The organism is Litorilituus sediminis (assembly GCF_004295665.1).
In the GTDB taxonomy this organism is placed as follows: Bacteria; Pseudomonadota; Gammaproteobacteria; order Enterobacterales; family Alteromonadaceae; genus Colwellia; species Colwellia sediminis.
Genome location: NZ_CP034759.1, coordinates 897,801 through 922,274 on the forward strand (window position 1 = coordinate 897,801; position 24,474 = coordinate 922,274).

Here is a 24,474-nt window from a genome sequence, read left to right on the forward strand (position 1 = left end):
TTTAAACTCTAACGTTTAAAAGACAAAATAAAGCCTTTGTAATCATCAGGTAGCTTCTGGGATGATTGAACTTTTAATATTGAAGACTCAAAGCCAAATGACTCTAGTTTTTGAATTAATTTGCTTTTTCTGCCCCTGCTTGGATCAACAAGAATGACTTCACATGCTTTTTGAGCATGGTTGTTAAAGAAGTTTGCTAAAAGTTCAATATGCTCATCTTCGTATAATAAATCACTACCAATGATTAAATCATATAAGCCTAAGCTATCTTTTTCATCAGCCCAATCGACTCGTTCAAAAGGGATGTCAGGATCATTATTCAGCAGTGTATTTCGCTTTAGAAAGCCATCCACTTCTGGGTGGTGATCTGTCGCAGTAATATCGTTTCCTTGACTATTTAAAAGCAGGCTCGATAGCGCTAAACCACAGCCTACTTCTAAAATTCTTTTCCGATCAGTGTCAAATTCTAATAAATAGTCAGCAAGTACGATGCTCGATGGCCATAGCAAGCCAAAAATAGGCCAATAAGATGATGAAATACCCAACTTTTCTGCGATCTTTTCAGGATCTGAAAACTCTTGTTTATTCCTTAAACCACATAAATGGATATCGGTTTTACCGAATTCTATTGTTTGATATTTGAGTCGAACAGACGTCATTTCTTTCCTTTATGCTAAAAGCGCAAGCCAGCTACCATAAAAGGTCAGATAAATGACAAAACGAGTTATTGTTGAATTTAAAGCGCTTTAATCGCCTTAAATCACTATTGAAATCAGCTTATGTAAGAAGCCACTTTATGAATTTTGTTTTTTCTAAAGAGGAATTTAATTCCACTTTTTGTTTACCGCTTGCATTTATAAATGCAACCGTATTTTTATTAACTGTAACACTTGATATTGGTGGGTTTCGCGTAATATTAACCGAACTCCCAAGTAAGAATGACATCTATACCCTTAATAATTTTAATTAATTTGCCTCCTATTGATTATAGGCTAGCCACTTGCCAGCCTATATTCGAATGCAAGACTAGCTAACAGACACGTTGGCTGCTTGAGGGCCTTTTTGACCTTGCTCAACAGTAAATTCAACTTGCTGGCCTTCAGTTAAGCTTTTATAACCTTCAGAAGCTATTGAACGAAAATGAACAAAAACATCTTTAGTGCCATCTGTTGGGGTAATAAAGCCAAAGCCTTTAGTTTCATCAAACCACTTTACAATACCAGTTGATTTAGACATAAAAATTCTCCAAAAATAAAATAATAAATGTTGCATCAGCAACAACTGCAGCTAAACAGGAACTAACGTAAGCGAGTAGCTTGTAAACAATTATTAGGGAGTAAACAACGAGGGTCTAACGAAGAACTAATGAGTGTAAGCGAGGTTCGATATTGGGTAGAACTAATTTAACAAGCGAAGTCTAACACGAAGAGCGGCCAATGGCTAAATATTATTCAATTAAATTATTCAGCATCTAGTTCCCTTTTATTTTGGTTGCCTACAATCGCGGCTGACACACACGTTGACCGCGTATCAAACCGCACTTAATTTGCATAAACCTTTCAGCAATTAAATGAACAAGAACAAACTAGCACCAATCATACGCTCAACTATCACCTTAAACTCCTGTCATAAAGAAGGTCTTTCTAAAACGGCTTATTATTTGGCTCAATCATATTTTCAGGTACAATCCATTGCTTAAACTGCTCTGTAGTCACTAATTCAAGCGCTAGTGCAGCATCAAGAAGTGACGAACCATCCTGATGTGCTTTTTTAGCAATTTTGGCAGCATTGTCATAACCTATGTATGGGGTCAATGCGGTAATCAACATTAAAGATTCATCCCTTAACTTAGAGATTCGCCCTTCATTCGCGGTGATACCTTTGATGCATCTTACCGTGAAACTCTGACAGCCCTCAGCTAACAAACGAATCGACTGTAAAAGGTTATATATCATAACGGGTTTAAAAACATTGAGCTGGAAATGACCATTTGAGCCAGCAATCGAAATTGTTACATTATTCCCCATGACTTGCGCTGCAATCATAGTCAAAGCTTCACATTGAGTAGGATTAACTTTACCTGGCATAATTGACGAACCGGGTTCATTTTCTGGTAGGTTAATTTCTCCAATACCACAGCGCGGTCCTGAACCAAGCATACGGATATCATTAGCAATTTTCATTAAGCTTACAGCGATAGTATTCAATGCGCCACTGGCCTCAACGATTGCATCATGAGTCGCGAGAGCTTCAAATTTGTTTGAGGCGGCCTTGAAAGGGAGTTTTGTTATGTTTGCAACTTGCTTAGCAAATTCAATATCAAACCCTTTGATACTATTAAGTCCTGTCCCTACCGCAGTTCCTCCCTGTGCTAATTGGTACAGGGCAGGTAGCACTGCTTGAGCTCTGCGAATAGCATTATCTAGTTGAGTGCTGAATCCAGAAAACTCCTGTCCAAGTGTCAAAGGGGTTGCGTCCTGTAAGTGCGTTCGACCAATTTTAACTAAATGATTGAATGATTTAGATTTTGAATGCAATTCATTACATAAATTTTGTAATGCAGGTAATAATCTATGTGTTATTTCTTCCGCCGCAGCAATATGCATTGCTGTTGGAAATGTATCATTAGAGGATTGGCCCATGTTACAATGATCGTTAGGATGAATCAGATTTTTACTCCCAACCGTGCCGTTGAGAGTTTCAATGGCGCGATTGGCGATCACTTCATTGCAATTCATATTAGTTTGTGTACCTGAGCCAGTTTGCCATACCACTAATGGAAAGTGCTTATCAAGTGAACCATCTATCACCTCTGTAGCTGCTAATATGATGGCTTGACCAATAGTCTTATCCAGCCTTCCCATATCCATATTAAGTTGTGCTGCGCATTTCTTAACGATACCTAGCGCTCTAATTAATGGCCTAGGAGGTTTTTCCTCCCCAATAGGAAAGTTAATTAATGCTCGCGCAGTTTGCGCGCCATAATAACAGTCTGTTGGAACCTTCAATTGCCCAAATGAATCACTTTCGAGACGGTAGCTAGTCATAATTTTCTCCAAAGAAGTCAATACTTCTCACTTTGCTTTTATCAGCAAGGGTGAATACCGTGAATAGTAAGGGTTAAGTCTAGATGCGCTTTTGGCATAGCGACTATCGACTTGCCATAATAATCACCTCGATTAAAATCTATATTCTTTTAAGTCCCCTCCCGTTATGTTCCGTTCTTCCCAAGCACTTATAATTGTTACTTTTTTTAAATTAGCATCCAACAATATCTTCCCTATAGATACATTAGATTCTTCCCTGCCACACTTTAAACGCAACATCATTTTTTTTATTATTTTTAACTGTATACATAAGGTCATCAGCCACTTTTATTGCTTCCTTTATATCCGTAGGCAATGTTTCAAAGGTGACAACACCTACACTAAAGCTCACTTTCCACCTTTTTCTAAGCATTTTATATTTCAATTCTTCACTCGCTTTAACAAAAGCACTTTTAACTTCTCCTTGGCTGGTTTCTGGAAATATAATCGCAAATTCATCACCACCTAACCTCGCTATGATATCTGTTTTTCGTAAACTAGAGAGTAAACATTTTGCTACTGCTATAAGAAGCTCATCACCTTTTAAGTGACCAAGGGAGTCATTAATATTTTTGAAATCATCTATGTCTAAATAAGCTAATGAAAAGACATGCTTATACCTAATTGAGCGAATAATTTCGTTGGCTAAGTCAAGATAGAAACTTCTAGAGTTTAAAAGGCCAGTGAGACTATCTGTACTAGCCATAACAAACTCAGCATTATGAACACTTCTAAAATTAGCGATTAATAATGAGGATAAAATGTAGGTAATTAGTCGTAAAAAAATATAAAAGCAATATTCTAACGAAAAGACGGATGAACCTAGCAACTTAAAGTTAATAAACAAAATAACAAAAATAATGAAAACACTTATTAAAATTCCTGTTCTTCTACTTCCATACCAACTAAGGACGATGATTGGGATAAAAAAGAGCGGCTCAAAGAACTGAAAACTATTAAAGTACAATCCCGTAAATGCGATAACAATCACAGTCAAATAACAAATAAAAATAACAAATGACGTAGAACAACCATCCAATATACTAAACGTCGTTTTCATTAGGTTACATCAATCATCATTTGATCCCTCCTATATCACAGCCATCAACAATGAGAGAGATATAGGTCAACTTAGTTTACTTGTTGCCCTAGCATAATATTATCAACCAAAGGATAACCTGTCGTTTCATCGCAAAATGATATAAAAACTGATATTTGTAATTTAGCCGGGGTGTTTAAAAATACAGAGCGAATATCGTTACGCATTCTAACGAGCTTCTCATATTTTACTTTCCCATGACGCATCTTAACTAAAAACATATTATTAATGTCACATTCTGGGCTTTTAACAACAACTGGCATACCTTTATGAGAAAGTTGAAATGTAAAAGAGCCATCATCATTAAACTGGATAAAAGACACCGTACCACCATAAAGCTCCTGGCCAACGGCGGTAGGGATTAAAAGAATGGTATTTAGCCAAAATGCGAAGTTAACCGTAATCAAGGCAAGCACTTTAGATCTATTATCATGTGCAAATATTTCAAGCATTAACTTTGCTCATTCAAAGCTGGGGATTTAAGTATAGACAATATAATGTCAGAGCGCTTAAATACGGGGAATATTAAAAACTAAGCGGCTAACTCACAAATTATTTATGCAATGAGCTTAAATAACCATAATGAGCAATAGCATTAATAAAGGGGGTCACAAAATGATATACTTAAATTTTTTGAAATTAAGCACTATAAATATTATGTAAGAAAGTACAGGCAAATTAAACAACTTTGCCGCTATTTAGCTAAGGCGTTCACTGTTGGCTGGCTTTACCCGACCTTTCTATTGTACTGCACAAAAACCTAACTATAGTGCTTGCATCATTGTAGAGGTATGTGAATTTAACAATACAGTCTGCTTAGCGCAAATTACTACTCAAATAAGGATGAATAACAACAATGAAATTTTTACATACCATGGTCAGAGTAAAAGATTTAGATGCCTCGTTAGACTTTTATATTAATAAACTTGGGCTTATCGAGACCAAGCGCAAAGAAGTGCCAGCAGGCAAGTTTACCTTAATATTTTTAGCAACAGCCGAAGGTGAAGCAGAAATAGAATTAACCTATAACTGGGATAGTGAAGAAGAATATAGCACGGGACGTAATTTTGGTCATTTGGCCTTTGCCGTTGATGATATTTATCAACTATGCCAACAATTGCAAGATGCGGGCGTTGTGATAAACAGACCACCACGTTGCGGTAAAATGGCCTTTGTAAAATCGCCAGATAATATCTCAATCGAGCTATTACAAAAAGGTGAGCCACTACCACCGCAAGAGCCATGGCTAAGCATGGAAAACACGGGAACTTGGTAAAACCGAAAAAGAATAGCTCAAGCAAACATAAGCGCTGAGCTATTCTCGTTTAGCTACTACAGCTAATATCAAGCAAATTTAGTTAACGCTTCTTTTAACGCAGATAAACATAAGACAACATTTTCATTTCTCGCTGCATAGCCCATTAAACCTATGCGCCACGCCTCACCGGCGAACTGCCCAAGGCCAGCACCAATTTCTAGGTTATATTCATTAAGCAGATATTGCCTAACCTTAGCATCATCAATATTGTTAGGAATATAAACGGCGTTTAACTGTGGTAAACGCTCTTCTTTTGGCACAATAAAATCTAAACCTAAATCAGCTAAGCCCAGAGCTAGTTTATCGTGCTGTTGTTGATGACGCTGCCAACTATTTTCAATACCTTCATTTTGCAATATCAATAGTGCTTCATGCAGCGCATATAAAGAATTTACCGGCGCAGTATGATGATAACTACGTTTACCTTGTCCCGCCCAATAATCCATCACTAACGATTGATCTAAAAACCAGCTTTGCACCTGCTGTTTACGATTTTTGATGTGCTCAGCGGCTTGTTCACTAAAACTTACCGGTGAAATGCCCGGCACACAAGATAAACACTTTTGGCTACCTGAATAAACCGCATCTATGCCCCAATCATCTACTCTTAACTCAACTCCGCCAAGTGATGTCACTGCATCAACTATGGTCATACAGTTATGTTTTTTAGCGATCTCACATAAGGTTTTAGCATCAGATAAAGCACCGGTTGAAGTTTCTGCATGCACAAAGGCAACAAATCTAGCTTGTGGTGTTTGTTTAAGCACATCTTCTAACGCTTGTGGATCAACCGCTCTGCCCCAAGGACAATCTACCACCACAGCGGTTGCACCAATGCGCTGGACATTTTCAATCATTCTGGCGCCAAACACGCCATTTCGACAAACAACGACAGTATCTTCTGGGGTAATTAAATTAACAAAACAAGCTTCCATACCAGCCGAGCCCGGTGCAGAAATCGCCAAGGTGTAAGTATTTTGTGTCTTAAAGGCATACTGTAATAGTGATTTCACTTCATCCATCATACCAATAAAACTTGGATCTAAGTGCCCCACTGTAGGCCTAGCTAGCGCTGAAAGCACTTGTGGGCTTACATCGGAAGGACCAGGTCCCATTAAGGTTCGTTGCGGTGGTATAAATGATTTTATGGTCATATTAGCCTCTGCTAATTAGCGATTATTTGCGGTTGCGTTTTGTCTAAAGTAAACATATCACTCCCTGTACTATGTATTAAATTAATTACTATTATCCTAACTATTCATTTGATAAATATTAGTCTATTGCTAGCATACAGGGTTGAAGCTGTTACTATAGCGTAAATAATTCTTATTTTTACAAAACCATGGCACTAAAAGCTACCATTTACAAAGCAAATATCGAACTAGCCGATATGGATCGTCATTACTACGACAGTCTTAATCTCACCATTGCAAAACACCCTTCAGAAACAGAAAAACGATTAATGGTTCGCCTGATCGCCTTTTTGTTAAACGCACAACCAGAGTTAACTTTTGGCAAAGGGGTGAGTAATGAAGATGAAGCAGCGATTAGCCATACAGATTACAACGGCACCATTGCACTTTGGATTGAGCTTGGCAACCTTGATGAGAAACGCCTAAAAAAAGCCTGCACTAAAGCCAAAGAAGTGAAGCTGTATTGTTATGACACCAGCACGCCAGTATGGTGGTCACAAAATGCTGAAAAATTTAAAAGTTACAACAATTTAACCATTGAAGAGTTTACCCCTGATACCGTCACAGCTTTAGAAAAGCTTGCTGACAGAAATATGGAGTTTCAAGTCAGTATTCAAGACAGCCAACTTTGGCTAACTTCTGGTGATGAGACTCTGCTAGTGACAACTAAGCAGTTAAAATAAAAGTGAGTACTATGAAAAAACTAATGCCAACAAAATCACTTGCCATTGCACTATTAAGCGTCAGTACACTAAGTTGTGCTGTAAACAAAGATATCAATAATACTATTAGCTTAGCGCAAGTAACTAAAGATGTTAGCTATTTAGCGAGTGACGAGCTAAATGGCCGTGGCAACTTTTCAAAAGATATCAACAAAGCAGCTAGTTATATTGCCCAACGCTTTGAAGAGTCAGGGCTTAGCTCGGCAAATAATGCCGTAAATTTCCAGCAAAGCTACCAAGTGAAACGCATTTTACCTAAATCACTAACCGTAAGTATTAATGGTAAGCAATATCAGCGCGATAAATTAGCCTTAGCCAGCACAGTAAAAACGCTAGATTGGACAACTAATACTAACAATATCAATACGCATACTATTGCTGAGCAAGATAATATGCGTGAAAAGCTTGGCCAACTAAATCAGCAAGGCGGCATGCACTTAGTTGTTATTTCGACAAAACATCAAGCGCTTTTTAGCCGTTACCAAAACTATTTTAATCATGGCTTAACTAAACTAGAAACAACGAATACCAACGATAACACGACATCAGGCGGTGCTATTGTTATGGTATTAACTGATGATAACAGCATAGATAGTTTTTCTGTTGCTGCGCAAACCAGCATAGAGAAAACAACCTTAACTAATGTTGTTGGCGTACTACCAGGCAAATCAAAAGCCAATGAAATCGTACTTTATTCAGCTCATTACGATCATTTAGGTGCTGCTGATGATAAGCAAATATACAATGGCGCTGATGACGATGCCTCTGGCACATCCGCCATTATCAACTTAGCCAATTATTTTGCCAAAGAGAATAACAATGAACGAACACTGATGTTTGCAGCATTTAGTGCTGAAGAAATTGGTGGTTTTGGCTCGAAATATTTCTCCAAGCAGCTCGATCCTAATGCCATTACTGCCATGATAAATATTGAGATGATAGGTAAGCCCTCTAAATTTGGTGCTGGCACTGTATGGATGACGGGCATGGAGCGCTCAAGCTTAGGTGAGCAATTAAACGAGGCGCTTGCCGCTAAAAATCTCACTATTTATCAAGATCCTTACCCTAAGCAGCAACTTTTTTATCGCTCAGACAATGCCACATTGGCAAGATTAGGCGTGCCTGCCCATAGCTTTAGCAGCACACAATTAGATAAAGATCAGCACTACCATCAAGTAACGGATGATATTGCCAGTTTAGATTTAAACTCGATGCATCAAGTGATTCAATCACTTGCTATTGCCACCACACCATTAGTGACAGGTGAAGTAACACCATCAAGAATTGATGTGAATAAAGTTAAGGCCAAAGGTAAGATTTACTAAGCCGATCAGCTTAATTTTACCAGCAGTTTAGCGTATAAATTAACGCTAAGCTGCTATCACCTCTAACGGGCAACGCATTTGATACTCTAACTTATTCTTACCTTCTACTTGAAAGCCATGTCGAAGATAAAGTGCCCTTGCCGGGTTTTTCAATAACACATTTAGGGTGATTGGTAAGCATAATTGCAGCGCCTTTTTTTTCACTACCGTAAGCACCTTACTGCCAATACCTTTACCTTGATATTCGGGCAAGATTTGAAATTGTCGAATATGTAAACTTTTCTCAAGATTTTTGTTGCTTAAGACACCAAACTTTAATACACCGATAGGTTTTCTATCGCATAAGATAATATGACTTTCATAATAAGCTTCTTTAACACGTTCAATATGCTGCTCATTAGACATTTTAATACCTGCTGCAAGCAGGTGCTTATTCATAGACTTTTTACGTAATTTCACTAAAAAGTCTAAATCTTCATGCTTTACTTTTCTAAAACCAACCGTAAATTTATTCAAGGTAAAAACTACATCATCACAACATATAAATTAATGATATCACAGCTACTGCAAAGCCTCGGACGAAAATTTATGCAAAAAAAAGCACAAGCTAAACTAGCTTGTGCTTTTATTACAGGGTGAAAAAGTTTTAAAAACTTAAGTTAACACCAGCATAGTAACCTCTGCCAGAAATCGGGTAGGTTGAACCACCGCGGCTAGCACCCGGCATACCTAACCAATCTTTATCAGCAACATTGGTGAAATTAATTAAAATAAATATTTCACTGACAGAGCAACTCATCATAGCTGCTCTAAATAAGGCTAGTATTGATATTTTTTACTATTTTGCATGCTAGCAGCTAACTTGCTTGGAGTCGATAAACAATCATTAAGGTTGTCTTTTGAGCTAACGACAATTTGATCCATGTAGTTATCGCCATTTAAAGCACCTAACCCTTTAAATATAACTGTTATATTTTCCCCTTCAGGAAGTTCATTAATCAATGCTTGGCTACGACATAACTGTTGAAAGGTTTGTAACAGCATAACTTGGTAAATATCTTGACGCGAAAAATCTGTGTTACTTGCACTGGTATCAGCTGACTGGCTCATGGTAACTGACATTTCTTTATTCTCAATTTGTGCTGATACTTGCTGCTTTTGCGTGATTATCTGGCGTAACTCATCTTGTGTTTGACGAATCTTGCTATCAAACTTTTGTTTACTTTCTTCATTTTCTTCATTAGCGCTACGCTTTTGTAATGATTCGATTTTTTTATGCAAAGAAAATTCATGATGGGCTAAATTACGCTGTTCTATGCGTAAAGCGTTAAGCGCTTCTTGCTCTTTTTTTACCATGGCTTTACTAGAACGTGCTAGCTCATCATCTATAACTTCCTCTTCGTTAGTAATTCCTTTACTTAAAGCAATTACTGGCAGTAAATCTACGTTTGTATCAACTTTAAAAGCAATACCTTGTCCTGCTAAATAATAATGCTCAATCTCATTAATTGCGAAACTATCCAGCTTAGTCTGCTGCTGATAAACTGATGTAAGTTTATCAGTAAGAATGTTCGCCTCTGTTTTTAGCGTGCTTATATCAGCACTTTGTGCTGGCAATGAGCTAAGCAAAGCCCCTGCCGCAACTGCAGATAACGCTGAAAAATATCTCATTTTGATAATCCTACTCAGGTCAGTTGGCAGCAACTCAGCTGCCAACTTGGTTAGACATCAACTATTTACTAAAGGTAACCTTTAAGTTAACGCCATCAAAGGATCTATAACCATATACACCAATATGATAGCTAGATGCTGCTGGAACGTTAATTTGACAGCTTTCTTCGTTGCCATTCATAAGAGGACGACAATCGTACGATCTTTTACTTGGCTGAGAGCCTGCTTTTACATACAAGTCTGCATCACCAGTACCACCAGAAATTGTTACTGTTAAACTACCTGCTGAGTCTGGCGTTACTTCAAAATAGTTCCATGTTCGAACTGAACCTGCAACTGTAGTATCGAGTAACACATCGGTAGTCGGCTCTGTTGGAGGATCTGTCGGATCAGTTGGGTCAACTGTACCACCAGCTAACTCAATTAGCCAATTTTGCCACTCTTGCTCATATGAATACGCCCAAGCATTTAAGTCTGCTTGATAATCACTCCAGTTTGCCGAGCGTTGAGACTGCCTCATAGTGCGAACATCATCCATATGCATTTCAAACATAAAGCGCACACCTAAATAACCCCAACGGTATATTTCATCAGATGTATTACTGTAACTTGTAGCAAATACTTCACTCAATGTGCGGTTACCGCCACTGGCATTAACAAGCGCAACTGCAGCATCATTATTATCTTCAAGCGAAATATACTCACCTAAACCTTCAGACCACCAAACAGTTGATGATGGATAATCAGAAAAATTACCTTTTAAATTAAAACGGCCATCTAAATAATGCACATATTCATGCTTTAAATTCCAAATTTGAAAGTCAGGACGAAGCCAATCAGCCTCATGCGCATAAAAAGCAGCTTGATTTGATGGGTCTGTAGCATCACCTTCAATATAAATACCACCATTGTTGGTGCCAATACCGTAAATACGGCCGCCATAACGATTATATTGATCATAATCGTCAAAAATCACCATTTTTAAATCTTCATTCAGATCATTATCAACAGGTATACCATTAGTTTCTAAACGTTGATGAAAGTAAGTTTCCTCAGCTGAGACTAAATTACAAGATTCAGTGAACTGCTCAGCAGTCATATCCTGAGCACGAAACTTTAATGTGCTGCTACACGTATGTGTTAATGGGAGAACCGAAGATTCGGTCGGTTTACCTGAATAGGCTGATGTTGACAAAAACACCGCGGTTGAAATGATGGTTGGTAGTAATACTTTGCTCTTGTTCATGAGGCTTCCTCTATATAGTTATAATTATAATTCTCCCTTTTTTTATTTTTGCTTCCGCTGCTTGTTTTAATGTATACACCACAATTATACTTATTTCAATATACTGTATACAAAAACACAATTTACTGATTAATGCCAAATTCAAACACGAAAATTCAACTTTTAGTGTTTGCTAAAGTTAAATAACTTTAAAAGCCGATAAATAAACAGCTGTTTATTAAGAATATTCTACCAACCTTGTTTTCTATCAAAGACAATGCCGTAAAACTTTTCAATCAAATTAAAACTAAGCTAAAATATTCAAACTGACTTCTAGACATTACAGCCATGTACCAAGCCTGCTATTGGAAACTAACTTTTTACCTTCTTATTTGCTTTTATCCTTTCATTGTAAGTGGCCATCAAATAACCTGTGGTATTTCAGACGGTTTCCCGCCCTATCAATTTAAAGATAATAAAATGGCTAATGGCTTCGATGTACAAGTGCTAAAACTTGTTGAAAAGCAACTAAATACTAAAATTGTCATCAAACAACAGCGCTGGAGCGATGTTGTTTCTCAGCTTAGGTTTACAAATAAGCTAGATTGTATTTTTGGCATGGAAATCTCAAAACGTAGAGAGCAGTCATTTCTGTTTACCCGCCCCTACTACCGAAGAAAAATTGCTATTTTTGCACTAGAGAATAACAAACAGATTAATAGCCTAAAGGATTTAATCGGCGAAAATATTACCGGTGATCGACATTCTTCCATTGAAAAACTGTTACAAGATGAAGGGCTAATTAAGCAAATTCGAATCAAAGAAACACGAAGTAAAGAAGAGTCTATCAAGCTATTAAAAACAGGTAAGTTTGTCGCTATGATAGCGCCAAAAGCTGTCGGTTTTCACTTAGCAAAACAATTTGATGTTAATGTTAAAGTGATTAGTGAAAGTCCAGAAAGTACACCAGTTGCTATAGCAGTGAAAAAGGGTAACGCCTCACTTGCTAACCAGTTTGATAAGGCACTGCAAACGCTATTAGATAGTGAGCAATTTAATACGCTTAAATACAACTGGCTTAATAAATAGCCTCAAATTAATTGATAAAAGCCAACTGAGTCGCCTTTAATTTCGCTGCATGTAAATGAATAAGGTTATGAGCCGCTTCCATACTAATAGGCTCAAAGTGTACTTTAGCCCCTGGCGATAGCTGCGCTAATTTGCCAGTATCAAGTGAGATAACCGAGCCTATTTTGGGGTAACCACCAATGGTTTGCCGATCATTTAATAAAACAATAGGCTGACCATCACTGGGAATTTGCACCGCACCATGACAAATACCTTCTGAGATAATACCGTCAATATCAGCGTTAATAGCTTTACCTTCTAATCGATAACCCATTCGATCACTGTGTTGACTTACGCAAAACTCACTCGAGTAAAACATTCGCTGCGAAAAGGCACTAAAATGCTTTTGTTGATAACCAGGAATCGTCCTTAAAGTCACTTCATTGCTATATGTTGGCCGATACTGCGAAGCTAAGCTGACATGATGCTCAGTTACACTCGATAAACAGGGTAAGACATCGTTATTCTTAACAGGACCTCCTGATATTCCCCCTAGCCCTTCACGACAAACGGTTGCTCGGCTTGCAAATACTTTAGCCGTTTGAAAGCCTCCTTTAACAGCAAGGTAGCTTCTTAGCCCTGCTGTACTGTAACCTAGCCTAATCTCATCACCGGCATAAAGCTGTATTGAACACCATAACGCTTGTTCAACACCATTAATAGTTACTGGCATTGGCGCACCCGTTATGGCAATCACCATATCCATTTGCGCAATTAAACTTAAGCCACCAATTGAGATCTCTAACGCGCAACTATTCGCTGTATTATCAACCAGGCGATTAGCCCAATAAAAGGCGGTTTTATCTAACGGGCCACCATTAGTTAAGCCTAAACTATAACGGCCAAAACGCCCGAGATCTTGCAATAAAGTATGTACTCCTGCTTGTTTAACCAAAAAGCCTAAACCTGTTGAAGCTGTACTCACTCTCCCTCCTCGTATTGTGCTAACTTACCGCCTAGCGCCAAATATTCATTTCGGGAAATTGCTGTAAACTTTACCTTATCGCCTACTTTTACTGGCATGCAAGGCTCAGCGGAGCTATCAAACATATCAATTGGGCATAAACCGATAATGTTCCAACCACCGGGGGAGACACTTGGATAAATTGCCGTTTGTCTATCAGCTATCGCAACAGCACCTTTAGGAACCGACAAACGTGGCGTTGACAGGCGCGGCATAGCAATGCTTTTATCGACTTCGCCAAGGTAGGCAAAACCTGGCGCAAAGCCTATAGCAAACACCATATATTCTTGTGCTTGGTGTACTTTAATGACCTCTTCAATCGTTAACGCTGATTTATCGGCAATACGCTGCAAATCAGGACCTGCCTCTAAGCCATAATAAACAGGCAGTTCAATAACTTTTGCCTGTATCGGCGTATAGTTTTCACTGTGTTGTAGTAAGCTGCGAAGTTGTTTTCTGACGCTATGATGATCGGTAACAAAAATATCAAAAACAACTAAAATGGAAGTATACGACGGGATCAAATCAACTAGGGTGTCAGCCATATTCTCGCGTATTCTGTCAGTTGCCCATTGTATTTTTTCAAAAGCTAACCCGCTAACAGAATCAGCAAAATAAACAATTAACGCATCCTCACCCGCAATGCTAATGTTCACTTGTTCAAACAGCATTATCTACTATGGCTCGAATGGTTGAAATTAATTGAACACCGGTCTCGTTGTCACCATGAACACACAAACTATCAGCATCTAATGCTAAGGTTTTACCTGTATCGGTTGTCACACTTTGCTCAGTTAGCAGTTGCTTTACTTGCGCTAACATTGCTTGTTTATCGTGTACTGCGCCAGGTAAACTACGAGACAACAGTTTACCATCATCGCTATAGCATCTATCAGCAAAGGCTTCCGCGATAAGCCCAATACCATAATCAGCCGCTTCCTCTCTATGGCATTGAATATCAGCTGTTGCTTGTAACATTAACGTTAATTTGGTTTGCTGAGCATTATTAAACTGCTTTATCGCCGACATAATAGCTTTTCTAATGGTGAATGTTTTCATCATATCATTGTATAACGCGCCATGAGGCTTAACATAAGTTAGCCCAACACCTTGCGCTTTCGCCACACCATAAATTGCGGATACTTGATAAAGCACCATAGCGGTTACTTCTTGCTCACTACATTGCATAGAACGGCGACCAAAGCCAACCAAATCGGGGTAACTTGGGTGAGCACCCACACTGACCTTATACTGTTTAGCTAGTTTGATGGTCTTTATCATCACCATAGGGTCGCCAGCATGAAAACCACAGGCAATATTGGCTTGGTCTATATAGGGCATAACTTGCTCATCAAGCCCCATTCTCCAAGCGCCGTAGCTCTCACCTAAATCACAATTTAATTTCATCGGTTTACTCAGCAATATGTCGATGATTTGATTATAAAAGAATTTTGCTTAGGATAAAGAAAAAAGCCAATAACTTATGTCGTTATTGGCTTTATTTTGTTAGCTAAACATCACTAAACTGTTTCTTATGTTGTACTCATATCATTAGTTCAACTTAGCAACTAGTGCTTTATCAAAACGCACTTTCTGACCATCTTGCAAGCGCTCGCCACCGCGTACTACCACTTCATCATCCATTGATAATGCGCCAGTGACAGAAATCCAGCTATCAACACCCTGACCGACTAATACTGACACTTTTTCTGCTTCATTTTCCTTATTTACGGTTAATACGTAAGTCTCATTTTCACGTAGCATTAAGGCATCACGTGGCACTAAAATGGCTTCTCTGGCTTGTTGTTTAGGTAATGAAACCGTTACCGCGCTACCCGCTAAAATATTAAGCCCTTTGGCTTCAAGTCTTACATCAAATGTGCGTGAAGACTGCTCACCCGCTTGACTCCAAGTACGAATCGGTAATTGTAATAATTGATCTTGCCATTTAACCATCACTTTAGCATCACGCTGTAAAAATGGTGCTATTGATAGCGGCGCTGCAACTTTAATATCTAAGTTATCGGTATCAACCAGTTGTACTAATGGTCTACCTTGGCTAATTAATTCACCAACATGAACAAAACGTTGGCTAATATTACCGCTAAACGGGGCAACAATAGCGGTTTTCTCAATATCTAATAAGGTTTGCTCAACAGCAATATTTAACTCGGCCACTTGGTTAACTGCCACCGTTAAGTCCTTACTGACACGTTCATATTCACTTAACGCTGAGTTATTTTTTTCTCTTAACTTTGAAATACGCTGCTTTTGCCCAGTTAAATAGTCAACATCAGCCTGATATTGCTTCACTTGCGCTTGTTGTCTAGCAAGTTGCAATTTAAGGTGTCTATCATCAATTTGAGCCAGCAGTTGGCCTTTTTCTACTTCAGTGCCCACTTCGACCACCCAAAGTAACTGACCTGTTTGCTCTGCTGAAATTGGTGAGTTTTTACGACTAATGACATTACCTGCTAACCAAATACTTGGTTTTACCTGCTCTTTTTTAACTGGTTCAACACTCACTAATGCCCCTTCCTCTTCCGCATATACGGCACTTGAAACACTCATTAAAATGAGGCTAGAAATTACAGATAAAGACAAAGCTGTTTTTTTAATCATTGCATAATTCATTTTCATTGTTCCTTATAATTCAATCAATTTACGCTTTAGCCTGAGCACTAACTAAGCTTTGCGTTTGTTCTTTTAATGGTGCTTTAGCAAAGCCAAAATCATGCTTTGCTAGTCTTAATAAACAAGGCAGCAGCACAATAGTAAATAGCGTACTAAAGGCTAAACCGCCGACAATAACTGCCGCTAAACCACGATAAATAACACTGCCTGCACCTGGCATAAGTAGTAATGGCAACATGCCAAAGAAGCTGGTGGCGGTACTCATAAAAATAGGACGTAAACGTACACTTAAGGCTTGTTCAATAGCATCTACACGCGTTAAACCAGACTGTTGTCCTAAACGTGTTTGATGTACTAATAAAATGGCATTGTTAACCACTAAACCGAGTAGAATAATAAAGCCAATCATGGTTAATAAATCGAGTGGCTGAAACACCGTTAAATTAAGTAATTGCAGTGCTAAAATGCCACCTACGGTTGCTAAAGGAATGGTAATAACAACCAATAAGCTATCTTTTACTGACTTAAATAATGCTGCCATTAGCAAGAATAAAATAACCAAAGCAAAAGCAAAGTTCTCTGCCATTACACCAATGGCTTTTTCTAATTGATCGGCACTACCACCATATAAGATATTACCGTCTTGTGGCATTACCCCTGCAAGCTTTGGTTCAACTTCAAGTTTTAATGCTGAAATGGTTTCTTCTAAAGACCAGCCTTTTGGCGGACTGATATTTAAACTCACCGTGCGGTGACCATTAATACGGGTTAAACGACTAGGACCTACAGTACGCTCAATATTCACTAAGCTTGAAATTGGCATAATGCTGCCACTGCCTGTTGTTAATGGGATATCAGCTAAATTATCAGGATCATTCCAACCTTCAGCGCGCAAAATCATATCTAAGCGCTTGCTGCCATTAAAGTATTCACCGACATATAAACCATCGCCTAAAGTACGTACCACACGACCAACATCACGGCGATTCCAACCTTGCTCTAAAATAGCTCTATCATTTGGTGTTAAACGTATTTCAGGCTCAGACATAGCAAGCCCTGGACGCGCATTAACATTAGCGCCTGGTATGGCTTCTTTGATCCAATCCATACCTTGTCTTGCAACATCTTGTAAGGCTCGAGTATCTTTTGATTGCAAATACATTTGCACTTGTCTGCCGCCGCCAAAGCCGCCAAATAGGTTACCTTGTCGAGCAAAAACTCGAGTGTCCGGCAAATCTATCAAGATTTCATTACGAACAATTTCTAGTAGCTCTTCAACTTTTGACTGATCTTTGGCACGCACACCTAAACTACCGCCAAAAGTCCCACCCATTAAATAATAATTCTTTAACGCTGGCTCTTTAGTGCCATCCATATAAGGTTGTAAGCGAGCAACAATAGGTTTAAACACATCTTCTTCGATGGTTTTTACATTAGCACCTGGTGGAAATTGCAAGTTTGCATCAACCGCATCGCGTTTTACTGGTGGTAAATAGTCGAGATTTGGCATGGCAACAATGGTCACAAGCACAGGCAAAACTAAAAGCGACGTTGCTAATGACAAACGCTTAATACGAGTATTCGTGATTTTCATGACAAAGCCTGTAATTGCTTGCCATAGCTTTTGGTTCGGATCATTAACCTTTTGCTGTTTAAGTAAAAACTTAGATAATACTGGCAGCAAGATCACAGCAACAATGAGTGATACAGATACCGCAATCGCAATCGTTAATGCTAAATCACCAAACAACTGCCCTTCGATATCTTTTAAGAAAAATACCGGTAAGAAAATGGCGACGGTAGTCGCTGTAGAGGCAAGTAATGCTCCCCATACCTGCATTGCACCTTGCTCAGCACTTTGGTGTGCATCCATGCCTTTCTCGCGCATTCGTAAAATATTTTCCAGCACGACAATGGCGGCATCAAGCACCATACCCACAGCAAAAGCTAAACCCGCTAACGAAATAACATTTAACGATCTACCTGTTATTTCTAAAACAATAAAGGTACTTAATAAGCTAATAGGAATGGCTGTGGCAATAATTAAGGTAGCGCGCATTCTGCGAATAAAGAACCACAACACAGATAAAGATAAAATCACACCCGCAAATAAGTTGCTGGTAACAAGATTAATGGCGCGATAAATAAATACCGAAGCATCAAAAGATTGCACCATAACTAATTGCTTGTCGGCAAGCACCTCAGTATTTAGCAACTCAACTTCTGCTTTTACTCTATTGAGCGTCTCTAAAACATTAGCACCATTTGCTCTATCAATGCGCATAGAAAATGCAGGGTTACCATTTTGCACAGCCATGTTTTGTCTATCATTTCTGCGTACTTCAACCGTAGCGACATCACTTAAACGGATATTACGACCGCCGCGCGATTCAAGCATAAGTTGTGATAGTTCATCAACCCCATATTTGCCGTTATAACGTAGCGTGTATTGCCTTCTGCCGACATCAACAAAACCGCCAGAAACATCATCACTGCCACTCACTAAAGCAATTAACTGTGGTATTTGAATGCCATATTCAGCCGCTTTAACAGGGTCGTAGCGAATTTGTAACTCTTCTCTATTTTGCTCATTAAAGGTTTGCACACCAGCAACGCCATCAATGGCTTCTAATCTAGGTCTGATGACATCATTGGTAAAATCCAAATATTGTGAAATATCTTGCTCATTACCCGGTAGTGCCTGCAAGAAGAAAAAAGTTAATGCCGGGGTATTACCACCAAAGCCACCTAGCATTACCCGTGGTGGCCTTGCATCTCGAGGTAAATTAGCAACACGTGTCATGCGACTAATCACTTCAATAAGGGCTTGCTCCATATTAGTGCCGACCGCAAAGGATAAATTAATATAGGCAGCGCCACGGTTGGCAAAAGCACTCATAGTGCCTAAACCTGGAATACCACGTAAAACTTGCTCCTGCGGCTCAATAATTTCTGACTCTATTTCTTTTGGTGAGGCTGAACGCCAAAAGGTTTGCACAGCAATTTGCGGACGTTCAATATCAGGGAATAGTTGCACTGGTAGCTTAAATAAGCTCAACATGCCTACCAGTAAGATTAGTGCAACACCGACAGCGACGGCTGCGGGGCTAGTTAATGCGGTTTTTGTTAGTTTCATCGTAATTCCATCTTTACGTGGTAACATTTGTTCTTATAAAGATACGTGTCATTTACGAATGAAAAAGTTTAATTGCGGTTAAACGAAGTAAAAATACGATAAACTACGTACGAGAAATAATTTTAAATCTATTGACATAATTAGACACATTTTGAGCAATTTGTCATACCTTTTACCCTTTATCGTACGATAGAAATCTGCGCTTGGCTTTAAAGGCTAATTCGTTATAATTGCGATAGTTTTTTTAGCCTAAACATTAACCTACAATGACTAGCTTATCTTCACTTGCAAAACTTACCTTACTTTCCTCTTTCACTTGGCTAAGTTGTAGTGTCAAGGCTACACAATCGCCTGAGCATGAAAGCTATAAAAACTTCGAAAAAGAAGCCTATGAGCAATGTATGTTCAAAACCATTAAGGCCGCAAATAAAGAGTCAAGCTTGACTGAGATTGAAGCTTATTGTGAAAAAGAAGTAGCCAAAAAAATTATTAATCGCGATATAGATAAGCCGCAAGAAGAAGTACAACTCGGTGCGCTAGCACAAAGAGTGATAAGAGAAAGACGTACCGCATTTAATCCTTATGTTATTACGCCGCATCGTATGAACTATATATTACCTATATCTGTTAGTGACGATATCAACAGCGAGGCTTATAGCGGTTATTCTAATTGGGAAGAAAACTTAACAGATAGTGAAGCAAAATTTCAAATTAGCATCAAGGTGCCTCTGTTAACTGATAACCTGTTCGTGCAAGGAGATCAGGTGTTTTTTGCCTTTACCTTACAGTCATGGTGGCAAGTCTACTCAGATAATATCTCTAAGCCCTTTAGAGAAACAAACTACCAGCCTGAGTTTTTCTATTTTGCCCCGCTCGGCTTTCACCCTTTTGGCGGCAATTCAGCCATGATGTTTGGTCTTGAGCATCAATCTAATGGCCGTTCACAACAATTATCTCGCAGCTGGAACCGTGTATACCTTTCGTATTTATATGAGAAAAATAATTTTGCCTTGTCATTAAGACCTTGGATAAGAATTGAAGAAGAAACCAAGAGCAACCCGTTAGATGAAGGCGATGACAACCCAGATATCAGCGATTATATGGGGCACTTTGAACTGACTATGGTGTACAAACTTGATCAAGATTATGAGTTATCGTTCAAAGGCAGAGAAAACTTTGCCAGCCATAAAGGTTTTGCTGAATTGGGTATTACCTTCCCACTGTGGGGAAAATTAAAAGGTTACGCGCAATTTAGCAGTGGTTACGGTGAAAGTTTAATAGACTACAACTACAACCAAAAGCGTATCGGCATTGGTATTGCTTTAACTGATTTGCTTTAACTTATTTGCTTTAGTTAGCCTAACTATTTTGGACTTATTTAATTTATATGCTGAGAAAAACGCTGCGCTAATAACTTTCCCGAATCTTTTCCCGAGCCTGTTCCCGAATCATAGGGCAGTTTTGTAAGCTCCGCTGCTATTGCGAATAAGCGCTGCTCTGGCGTTGGATGAGTTTGATACATTAGCGCTAAAGCACTATCGTCTGCAGCTATGGCGTCAAGCAATTGTAAGTTATCAACCAAGGCATAAGCATCATAGCCGGATTTAGCCAATAGCATTAATGCTAATGCATCGGCCTGTAGTTCATCTTCCCTATCAAACCCTTTGCTGTATAAATCCTGCGCCATGCCAGTAACTTTCTGCGCCCAGAATCGATATTGTTTATCTTTATCACTGGCATTGGTGTTACCTTGATACGCCTCAGCAGAAATAAATAAACTCTGTGTTACTGCACTTCGATAAGCCTCGCTTTTAATGGCATTTAAGTGATGCTGCTTGGTTACATGAATAATTTCATGCGCTAATACTGCCGCTAACTGCGCTTCATTATTTAACTGTCTTAACATACCTGAAGTAATAAAAACAAAACCTCCGGGAGCAGCAAAAGCATTAATAGCTGAGCTATTAATAACACCAAAATGCCAAGGCAGCTCTGGTCGGGTACTATTTAGTGCTAACCAACCACCAACCTGACTCACGTATTGATTAAGCGCTTTATCGTCATAAAGCGGTCTAGTGCCAAGCAACACGGCTGACATATTTTCACCAAACTGAATTTCTTCATCCAAACCTATGTTACTGGCGTTAAATACTTTGGCACCTTGATTAACAATAGCACCAACATCTAAGCTACCTATTTTTAAACCAGTACTTTGACATGCAAACAATACACTCACTAATAAGGCTAAACACAAAGCAATAAATGACTTATAAAAACTCATAGCTTTACTCCTTAGCTTGCTCAGTGTTGTGCTTGCTTAACTGCCCTTGTTTGGCAAAACTTAAGGTGGCTTTACGAGAGGCCTGATACTGTTTAAGCAAGGCTAGTTGGGAGAAATCCGCCTTGGCTTTTTTAAGCTCTTGTTCATCAAAGCCCCTAACGCCTGTTGAGACCGTAGGCAAAGTATCTTTACTAGCGCTTTGATAAAGCGCGCCAATGCCTAAGTCTCCTTCTCGTTTGGGCATTGATAAAAACCTTACTGCAAGCATGCTGATCCAGCCTGATGTGGTTAGTTGCTCGCTTTGATTTGTATTCTCAGGTAGAGAAATAAAGTACCAAGCGCGTTGACGTTGAGCGACTTTGAGTTGCTGGTTTTTATTTACCTCAGCAATCACATCACTTTGATACTTTGGCTGTTTAAGCAACTGAGTATTAGTTACCACGCTAGCCGAACGTAACAAGGGCTCTTGATTAGAATTATCAGCTGCTAGCGCCATATCACTAGCGGTGAGAAAAACTGTTACTAGCATAACAAACCGCATAGTTACGCAAAAAGTCACGTTAATTGTTAACATTACCTTTGCCTCCGTTTAGGTTGATATAACTTAACCTTAGCATGTCGACCTTTCACTTGATGCTCACCACAATATTCATAATCAAAGTCATGCTCTGCCAGCTGTTTGGTTTGCTCAGACACTAAGATTCTGGCACGACTTTTTGTTAACCCCTCAATACGACTCGCTAAGTTCACGGCATCACCTATGACAGTATAGTCGATCCTAAGCTCTGCGCCGATCATGCCAACAATACATTCACCTGAATGAATACCAATACCAATATCAAAGTGATTTAAATGCTCAGGCAGCGTTTTTTTAAAGTCAATTAAGCGCTCTTGCATATCAAGGGCAGTGTTTATTGCCTTCACGGCATGTTCTTCCACTGGCAGCGGCGCGCCCCAAAACGCCATCACGCAATCACCAATAAACTTATCTAGTGTGCCCCCGTACTTAAAAATAATATCAACTTGAGCGTTAAAGTATTGGTTCAATAACTGCACGACTTGTTTTGCCTCATATTGCTCTGCTAATTGGGTGAAGTTTCGAATATCTGAAAACAGTACCGTCAGGGTCTGTTTCTTATTTAACTGCTCAGGTGTTAAGGCATCTTCCTTTAACAGAGAAAGTACCACTTGGGGATCTAAAAAACGGCCAAACATACGAAGTGCCGCTTGCCTTTGCTGGTATTGCCGATAGCCATAAATAAAAGTAAAAACAATAAAGGTAGCACTTGCCATCACTAAACTCTGGCCTATAAACATCACCTGCTGCTTAGACAATAGCCCGTTACTTATCAGCAACAAAACTAAAGTGCCCATAGCTAATATGCTAAAGCCAAACATCAGCTGACGACTGTAGCCTGAAGCCCCAAAAAAACAGCTGGTTATTGCAAGAATAAAAGCAGCGGTAATACTCAAAGAAATTACCCTTGAAATAGCGAGCAAATAACTGCCATTTTTTAGGTTAGCCATAGCCGTAGCTAAAATATAAACACCAGGTAAATGGTTATTTATTGGCGTTGCTCTAGCATCAAATAAACCAGAAGCTGTGGCACCAATCAGTATAATTTTGCCGCGAAATTGTGATAGATAAGTTTGATTATTTGTCGAGATGGCTTGAAAAACATCAGCAAAAGCTAGCGTTTTATACGGTTTTTCATGGTGTCCTTGCCACTGCAAATAAATGCTCGACTCGTTTGGCATATTCATGCCCAGATCTGTTAATACCTTTGCCGGTAAAGAGGCAAGCTGCCAGCCTTGTATATCTCTAAATAATTGATATCGCCGCCCTACACCGTCAAAATCATAATCAAAATTAATCGCGCCGACCTGCCAGTTTTCACTATCGAGCGCCCAAGGTAAAATAAGCTGCGCGCTTGCCTGTGGTTTTGCTTTAGCCGTTTTATCTAAGGCAAGCGCTTTAGCGAGCTGAGCTAAACTTAGCCCCTGATCTTTTTCACCTCGCTGTTCAAGCACGGAAAAATAAACATGACTAGATTCTGCTAGCACTTCATTTAAATAGCTATCTGAATCTGGTCGGTAAATATCTTTCTCAGCCAGTAAGATATCAAAAACTACGGCTTGTGGAGAGTGCGGCATTAACGACTCAATTAACTGCGCATAGACACTGCGAGGCCAAGCCCATTTACCGGCAATGGTTTGCATTGCAGTTAAACTGTAATCGTCGATGGCGATAACAATAATATCTTCATCAACAGGCAATTGGGCTGATAAAAAACGCATTTGCCGATCAAAGATATATAAATCAACCTCGCGAAATAACTCAGTATCATGAACAAAAAAAGCAAGCGCAACGAATACTGTGGCAACAACAACAGAAACCTTTTTAGACTTATTCATGCAATAAACCCGGTTATTACCAATTGAATTAATTATTTGATCATTCAGCGAGAGTTAAAAGGCTTATAGGCAAGGCATTGATTCTCGATAATGGTTATTCCCTTATCAAAATCAATAACGCAGCATATGAGCCTTTTAAACTCGCCCTCGGGAGCTTGTCAGGAAGATGATAATTTCACAAATTTCTTGGCTGGAGAATAACTACAGCGGCATCAATTTGCTTTATTCTCACCTCCCTGACATAGCTCTGAACTGCTCAAATCATTATTTCACTTGG

23 protein-coding genes are annotated in these 24,474 nt (G+C 39.0%); 5 read left to right on the top strand and 18 right to left on the bottom strand.

What is annotated here, in order from left to right:
• Positions 1–8: 8 nt before the first annotated feature.
• The 5 genes from EMK97_RS04055 to EMK97_RS04075 form a co-directional block, all read right to left on the bottom strand.
• A complete protein-coding gene (locus EMK97_RS04055; protein WP_130599680.1) occupies positions 9–659 on the bottom strand; it encodes a class I SAM-dependent methyltransferase in 651 nt (216 codons plus the stop codon).
• A 367-nt stretch (positions 660–1,026) separates the two neighbouring features.
• Complete coding sequence (gene cspE, locus EMK97_RS04060; RefSeq protein WP_130599682.1) at positions 1,027–1,236, bottom strand: transcription antiterminator/RNA stability regulator CspE; 210 nt, start codon at positions 1,234–1,236, stop codon at positions 1,027–1,029.
• 407 nt (positions 1,237–1,643) lie between these two features.
• Positions 1,644–3,047 carry a class II fumarate hydratase gene (gene fumC / locus EMK97_RS04065; RefSeq protein WP_130599684.1) on the bottom strand — a complete coding sequence of 468 codons (1,404 nt, stop codon included), beginning with the start codon at positions 3,045–3,047 and terminating at the stop codon, positions 1,644–1,646.
• Positions 3,048–3,291: 244 nt separating this feature from the next.
• Positions 3,292–3,792 (bottom strand): GGDEF domain-containing protein, encoded by a 501-nt coding sequence (locus EMK97_RS19015; RefSeq protein ID WP_170176718.1) that lies wholly within the window; start codon positions 3,790–3,792, stop codon positions 3,292–3,294.
• Positions 3,793–4,217: 425 nt separating this feature from the next.
• Positions 4,218–4,637, bottom strand: coding sequence for a hypothetical protein (locus tag EMK97_RS04075; protein ID WP_130599688.1), 420 nt, complete (start codon positions 4,635–4,637; stop codon positions 4,218–4,220).
• Positions 4,638–5,041: 404 nt separating this feature from the next.
• Between EMK97_RS04075 and EMK97_RS04080 the strand changes: the two genes are divergently transcribed.
• A complete protein-coding gene (locus EMK97_RS04080) occupies positions 5,042–5,461 on the top strand; it encodes a VOC family protein (protein WP_130599690.1) in 420 nt (139 codons plus the stop codon).
• Between the two features lie 68 nt (positions 5,462–5,529).
• Here EMK97_RS04080 and EMK97_RS04085 read toward each other — a convergent pair whose 3' ends face one another.
• A complete protein-coding gene (locus tag EMK97_RS04085) occupies positions 5,530–6,657 on the bottom strand; it encodes a pyridoxal-phosphate-dependent aminotransferase family protein (RefSeq protein ID WP_130599692.1) in 1,128 nt (375 codons plus the stop codon).
• A 188-nt stretch (positions 6,658–6,845) separates the two neighbouring features.
• Here EMK97_RS04085 and EMK97_RS04090 point away from each other — a divergent pair, with 188 nt between their 5' ends.
• Together EMK97_RS04090 and EMK97_RS04095 are read left to right on the top strand one after the other, a co-directional pair.
• Positions 6,846–7,379 (top strand): YaeQ family protein, encoded by a 534-nt coding sequence (locus EMK97_RS04090; protein WP_130599694.1) that lies wholly within the window; start codon positions 6,846–6,848, stop codon positions 7,377–7,379.
• Between the two features lie 11 nt (positions 7,380–7,390).
• Positions 7,391–8,743, top strand: coding sequence for a M28 family peptidase (locus tag EMK97_RS04095; RefSeq protein ID WP_130599696.1), 1,353 nt, complete (start codon positions 7,391–7,393; stop codon positions 8,741–8,743).
• Between the two features lie 45 nt (positions 8,744–8,788).
• On the opposite strand, the gene EMK97_RS04100 is transcribed toward EMK97_RS04095, so the two are convergent.
• From EMK97_RS04100 to EMK97_RS04110, 4 genes are all read right to left on the bottom strand, one after another.
• Positions 8,789–9,259, bottom strand: a complete 471-nt coding sequence (locus tag EMK97_RS04100) for a GNAT family N-acetyltransferase (RefSeq protein WP_246028875.1) — start codon at positions 9,257–9,259, stop codon at positions 8,789–8,791.
• A 130-nt stretch (positions 9,260–9,389) separates the two neighbouring features.
• Positions 9,390–9,545, bottom strand: a complete 156-nt coding sequence (locus EMK97_RS19020; RefSeq protein ID WP_170176719.1) for a hypothetical protein — start codon at positions 9,543–9,545, stop codon at positions 9,390–9,392.
• A 17-nt stretch (positions 9,546–9,562) separates the two neighbouring features.
• Positions 9,563–10,414 (bottom strand): hypothetical protein, encoded by an 852-nt coding sequence (locus EMK97_RS04105; protein ID WP_130599698.1) that lies wholly within the window; start codon positions 10,412–10,414, stop codon positions 9,563–9,565.
• Between the two features lie 61 nt (positions 10,415–10,475).
• Entirely contained in the window at positions 10,476–11,660 is a 1,185-nt protein-coding gene (locus tag EMK97_RS04110; RefSeq protein WP_130599700.1) for a collagenase, read from the bottom strand.
• A gap of 459 nt (positions 11,661–12,119) precedes the next feature.
• Here EMK97_RS04110 and EMK97_RS04115 point away from each other — a divergent pair, with 459 nt between their 5' ends.
• Positions 12,120–12,728, top strand: coding sequence for a transporter substrate-binding domain-containing protein (locus EMK97_RS04115; protein ID WP_246028876.1), 609 nt, complete (start codon positions 12,120–12,122; stop codon positions 12,726–12,728).
• A gap of 7 nt (positions 12,729–12,735) precedes the next feature.
• On the opposite strand, the gene EMK97_RS04120 is transcribed toward EMK97_RS04115, so the two are convergent.
• From EMK97_RS04120 to EMK97_RS04140, 5 genes are all read right to left on the bottom strand, one after another.
• Positions 12,736–13,692, bottom strand: a complete 957-nt coding sequence (locus EMK97_RS04120) for a 5-oxoprolinase subunit C family protein (protein ID WP_130599704.1) — start codon at positions 13,690–13,692, stop codon at positions 12,736–12,738.
• On the bottom strand, positions 13,689–14,402 hold the full coding sequence (gene pxpB / locus EMK97_RS04125) for a 5-oxoprolinase subunit PxpB (RefSeq protein WP_130599706.1): 714 nt from the start codon (positions 14,400–14,402) through the stop codon (positions 13,689–13,691). Before pxpB ends, EMK97_RS04120 begins: the two co-directional genes overlap by 4 nt.
• Positions 14,392–15,138, bottom strand: a complete 747-nt coding sequence (locus EMK97_RS04130; protein WP_130599708.1) for a 5-oxoprolinase subunit PxpA — start codon at positions 15,136–15,138, stop codon at positions 14,392–14,394. The genes pxpB and EMK97_RS04130 overlap by 11 nt, the downstream gene beginning before the upstream one ends.
• 144 nt (positions 15,139–15,282) lie before the next feature.
• Positions 15,283–16,365, bottom strand: coding sequence for an efflux RND transporter periplasmic adaptor subunit (locus EMK97_RS04135; protein WP_246028877.1), 1,083 nt, complete (start codon positions 16,363–16,365; stop codon positions 15,283–15,285).
• A gap of 28 nt (positions 16,366–16,393) precedes the next feature.
• A complete protein-coding gene (locus tag EMK97_RS04140) occupies positions 16,394–19,501 on the bottom strand; it encodes an efflux RND transporter permease subunit (protein ID WP_130599712.1) in 3,108 nt (1,035 codons plus the stop codon).
• 266 nt (positions 19,502–19,767) lie between these two features.
• On the opposite strand from EMK97_RS04140, the gene EMK97_RS04145 reads away from it, so the two are divergent.
• Positions 19,768–20,841 carry a phospholipase A gene (locus tag EMK97_RS04145; protein ID WP_211342266.1) on the top strand — a complete coding sequence of 358 codons (1,074 nt, stop codon included), beginning with the start codon at positions 19,768–19,770 and terminating at the stop codon, positions 20,839–20,841.
• Positions 20,842–20,879: 38 nt separating this feature from the next.
• Here the strand turns inward: EMK97_RS04145 and EMK97_RS04150 are convergent, their stop codons facing one another.
• The 3 genes from EMK97_RS04150 to EMK97_RS04160 are packed head-to-tail and all read right to left on the bottom strand — an operon-like array spanning position 20,880 to position 24,197.
• Positions 20,880–21,782, bottom strand: coding sequence for a M48 family metalloprotease (locus tag EMK97_RS04150; protein ID WP_130599714.1), 903 nt, complete (start codon positions 21,780–21,782; stop codon positions 20,880–20,882).
• A 4-nt stretch (positions 21,783–21,786) separates the two neighbouring features.
• Positions 21,787–22,356 carry a hypothetical protein gene (locus EMK97_RS04155; protein ID WP_130599716.1) on the bottom strand — a complete coding sequence of 190 codons (570 nt, stop codon included), beginning with the start codon at positions 22,354–22,356 and terminating at the stop codon, positions 21,787–21,789.
• Positions 22,356–24,197 carry an adenylate/guanylate cyclase domain-containing protein gene (locus EMK97_RS04160; protein ID WP_130599718.1) on the bottom strand — a complete coding sequence of 614 codons (1,842 nt, stop codon included), beginning with the start codon at positions 24,195–24,197 and terminating at the stop codon, positions 22,356–22,358. Before EMK97_RS04160 ends, EMK97_RS04155 begins: the two co-directional genes overlap by 1 nt.
• Positions 24,198–24,474: the final 277 nt, after the last annotated feature.

Coding starts and splice junctions, on each gene's coding strand:
- EMK97_RS04055 (WP_130599680.1), bottom strand. CDS start 659: ATGACGTCTGTTCGACTCAAATATCAAACAATAGAATTCGGTAAAACC.
- cspE (WP_130599682.1), bottom strand. CDS start 1,236: ATGTCTAAATCAACTGGTATTGTAAAGTGGTTTGATGAAACTAAAGGC.
- fumC (WP_130599684.1), bottom strand. CDS start 3,047: ATGACTAGCTACCGTCTCGAAAGTGATTCATTTGGGCAATTGAAGGTT.
- EMK97_RS19015 (WP_170176718.1), bottom strand. CDS start 3,792: ATGGCTAGTACAGATAGTCTCACTGGCCTTTTAAACTCTAGAAGTTTC.
- EMK97_RS04075 (WP_130599688.1), bottom strand. CDS start 4,637: ATGCTTGAAATATTTGCACATGATAATAGATCTAAAGTGCTTGCCTTG.
- EMK97_RS04080 (WP_130599690.1), top strand. CDS start 5,042: ATGAAATTTTTACATACCATGGTCAGAGTAAAAGATTTAGATGCCTCG.
- EMK97_RS04085 (WP_130599692.1), bottom strand. CDS start 6,657: ATGACCATAAAATCATTTATACCACCGCAACGAACCTTAATGGGACCT.
- EMK97_RS04090 (WP_130599694.1), top strand. CDS start 6,846: ATGGCACTAAAAGCTACCATTTACAAAGCAAATATCGAACTAGCCGAT.
- EMK97_RS04095 (WP_130599696.1), top strand. CDS start 7,391: ATGAAAAAACTAATGCCAACAAAATCACTTGCCATTGCACTATTAAGC.
- EMK97_RS19020 (WP_170176719.1), bottom strand. CDS start 9,545: ATGATGAGTTGCTCTGTCAGTGAAATATTTATTTTAATTAATTTCACC.
- EMK97_RS04105 (WP_130599698.1), bottom strand. CDS start 10,414: ATGAGATATTTTTCAGCGTTATCTGCAGTTGCGGCAGGGGCTTTGCTT.
- EMK97_RS04110 (WP_130599700.1), bottom strand. CDS start 11,660: ATGAACAAGAGCAAAGTATTACTACCAACCATCATTTCAACCGCGGTG.
- EMK97_RS04115 (WP_246028876.1), top strand. CDS start 12,120: ATGGCTAATGGCTTCGATGTACAAGTGCTAAAACTTGTTGAAAAGCAA.
- pxpB (WP_130599706.1), bottom strand. CDS start 14,402: ATGCTGTTTGAACAAGTGAACATTAGCATTGCGGGTGAGGATGCGTTA.
- EMK97_RS04130 (WP_130599708.1), bottom strand. CDS start 15,138: ATGAAATTAAATTGTGATTTAGGTGAGAGCTACGGCGCTTGGAGAATG.
- EMK97_RS04135 (WP_246028877.1), bottom strand. CDS start 16,365: ATGAATTATGCAATGATTAAAAAAACAGCTTTGTCTTTATCTGTAATT.
- EMK97_RS04140 (WP_130599712.1), bottom strand. CDS start 19,501: ATGAAACTAACAAAAACCGCATTAACTAGCCCCGCAGCCGTCGCTGTC.
- EMK97_RS04145 (WP_211342266.1), top strand. CDS start 19,768: ATGACTAGCTTATCTTCACTTGCAAAACTTACCTTACTTTCCTCTTTC.
- EMK97_RS04150 (WP_130599714.1), bottom strand. CDS start 21,782: ATGAGTTTTTATAAGTCATTTATTGCTTTGTGTTTAGCCTTATTAGTG.
- EMK97_RS04155 (WP_130599716.1), bottom strand. CDS start 22,356: ATGTTAACAATTAACGTGACTTTTTGCGTAACTATGCGGTTTGTTATG.
- EMK97_RS04160 (WP_130599718.1), bottom strand. CDS start 24,197: ATGAATAAGTCTAAAAAGGTTTCTGTTGTTGTTGCCACAGTATTCGTT.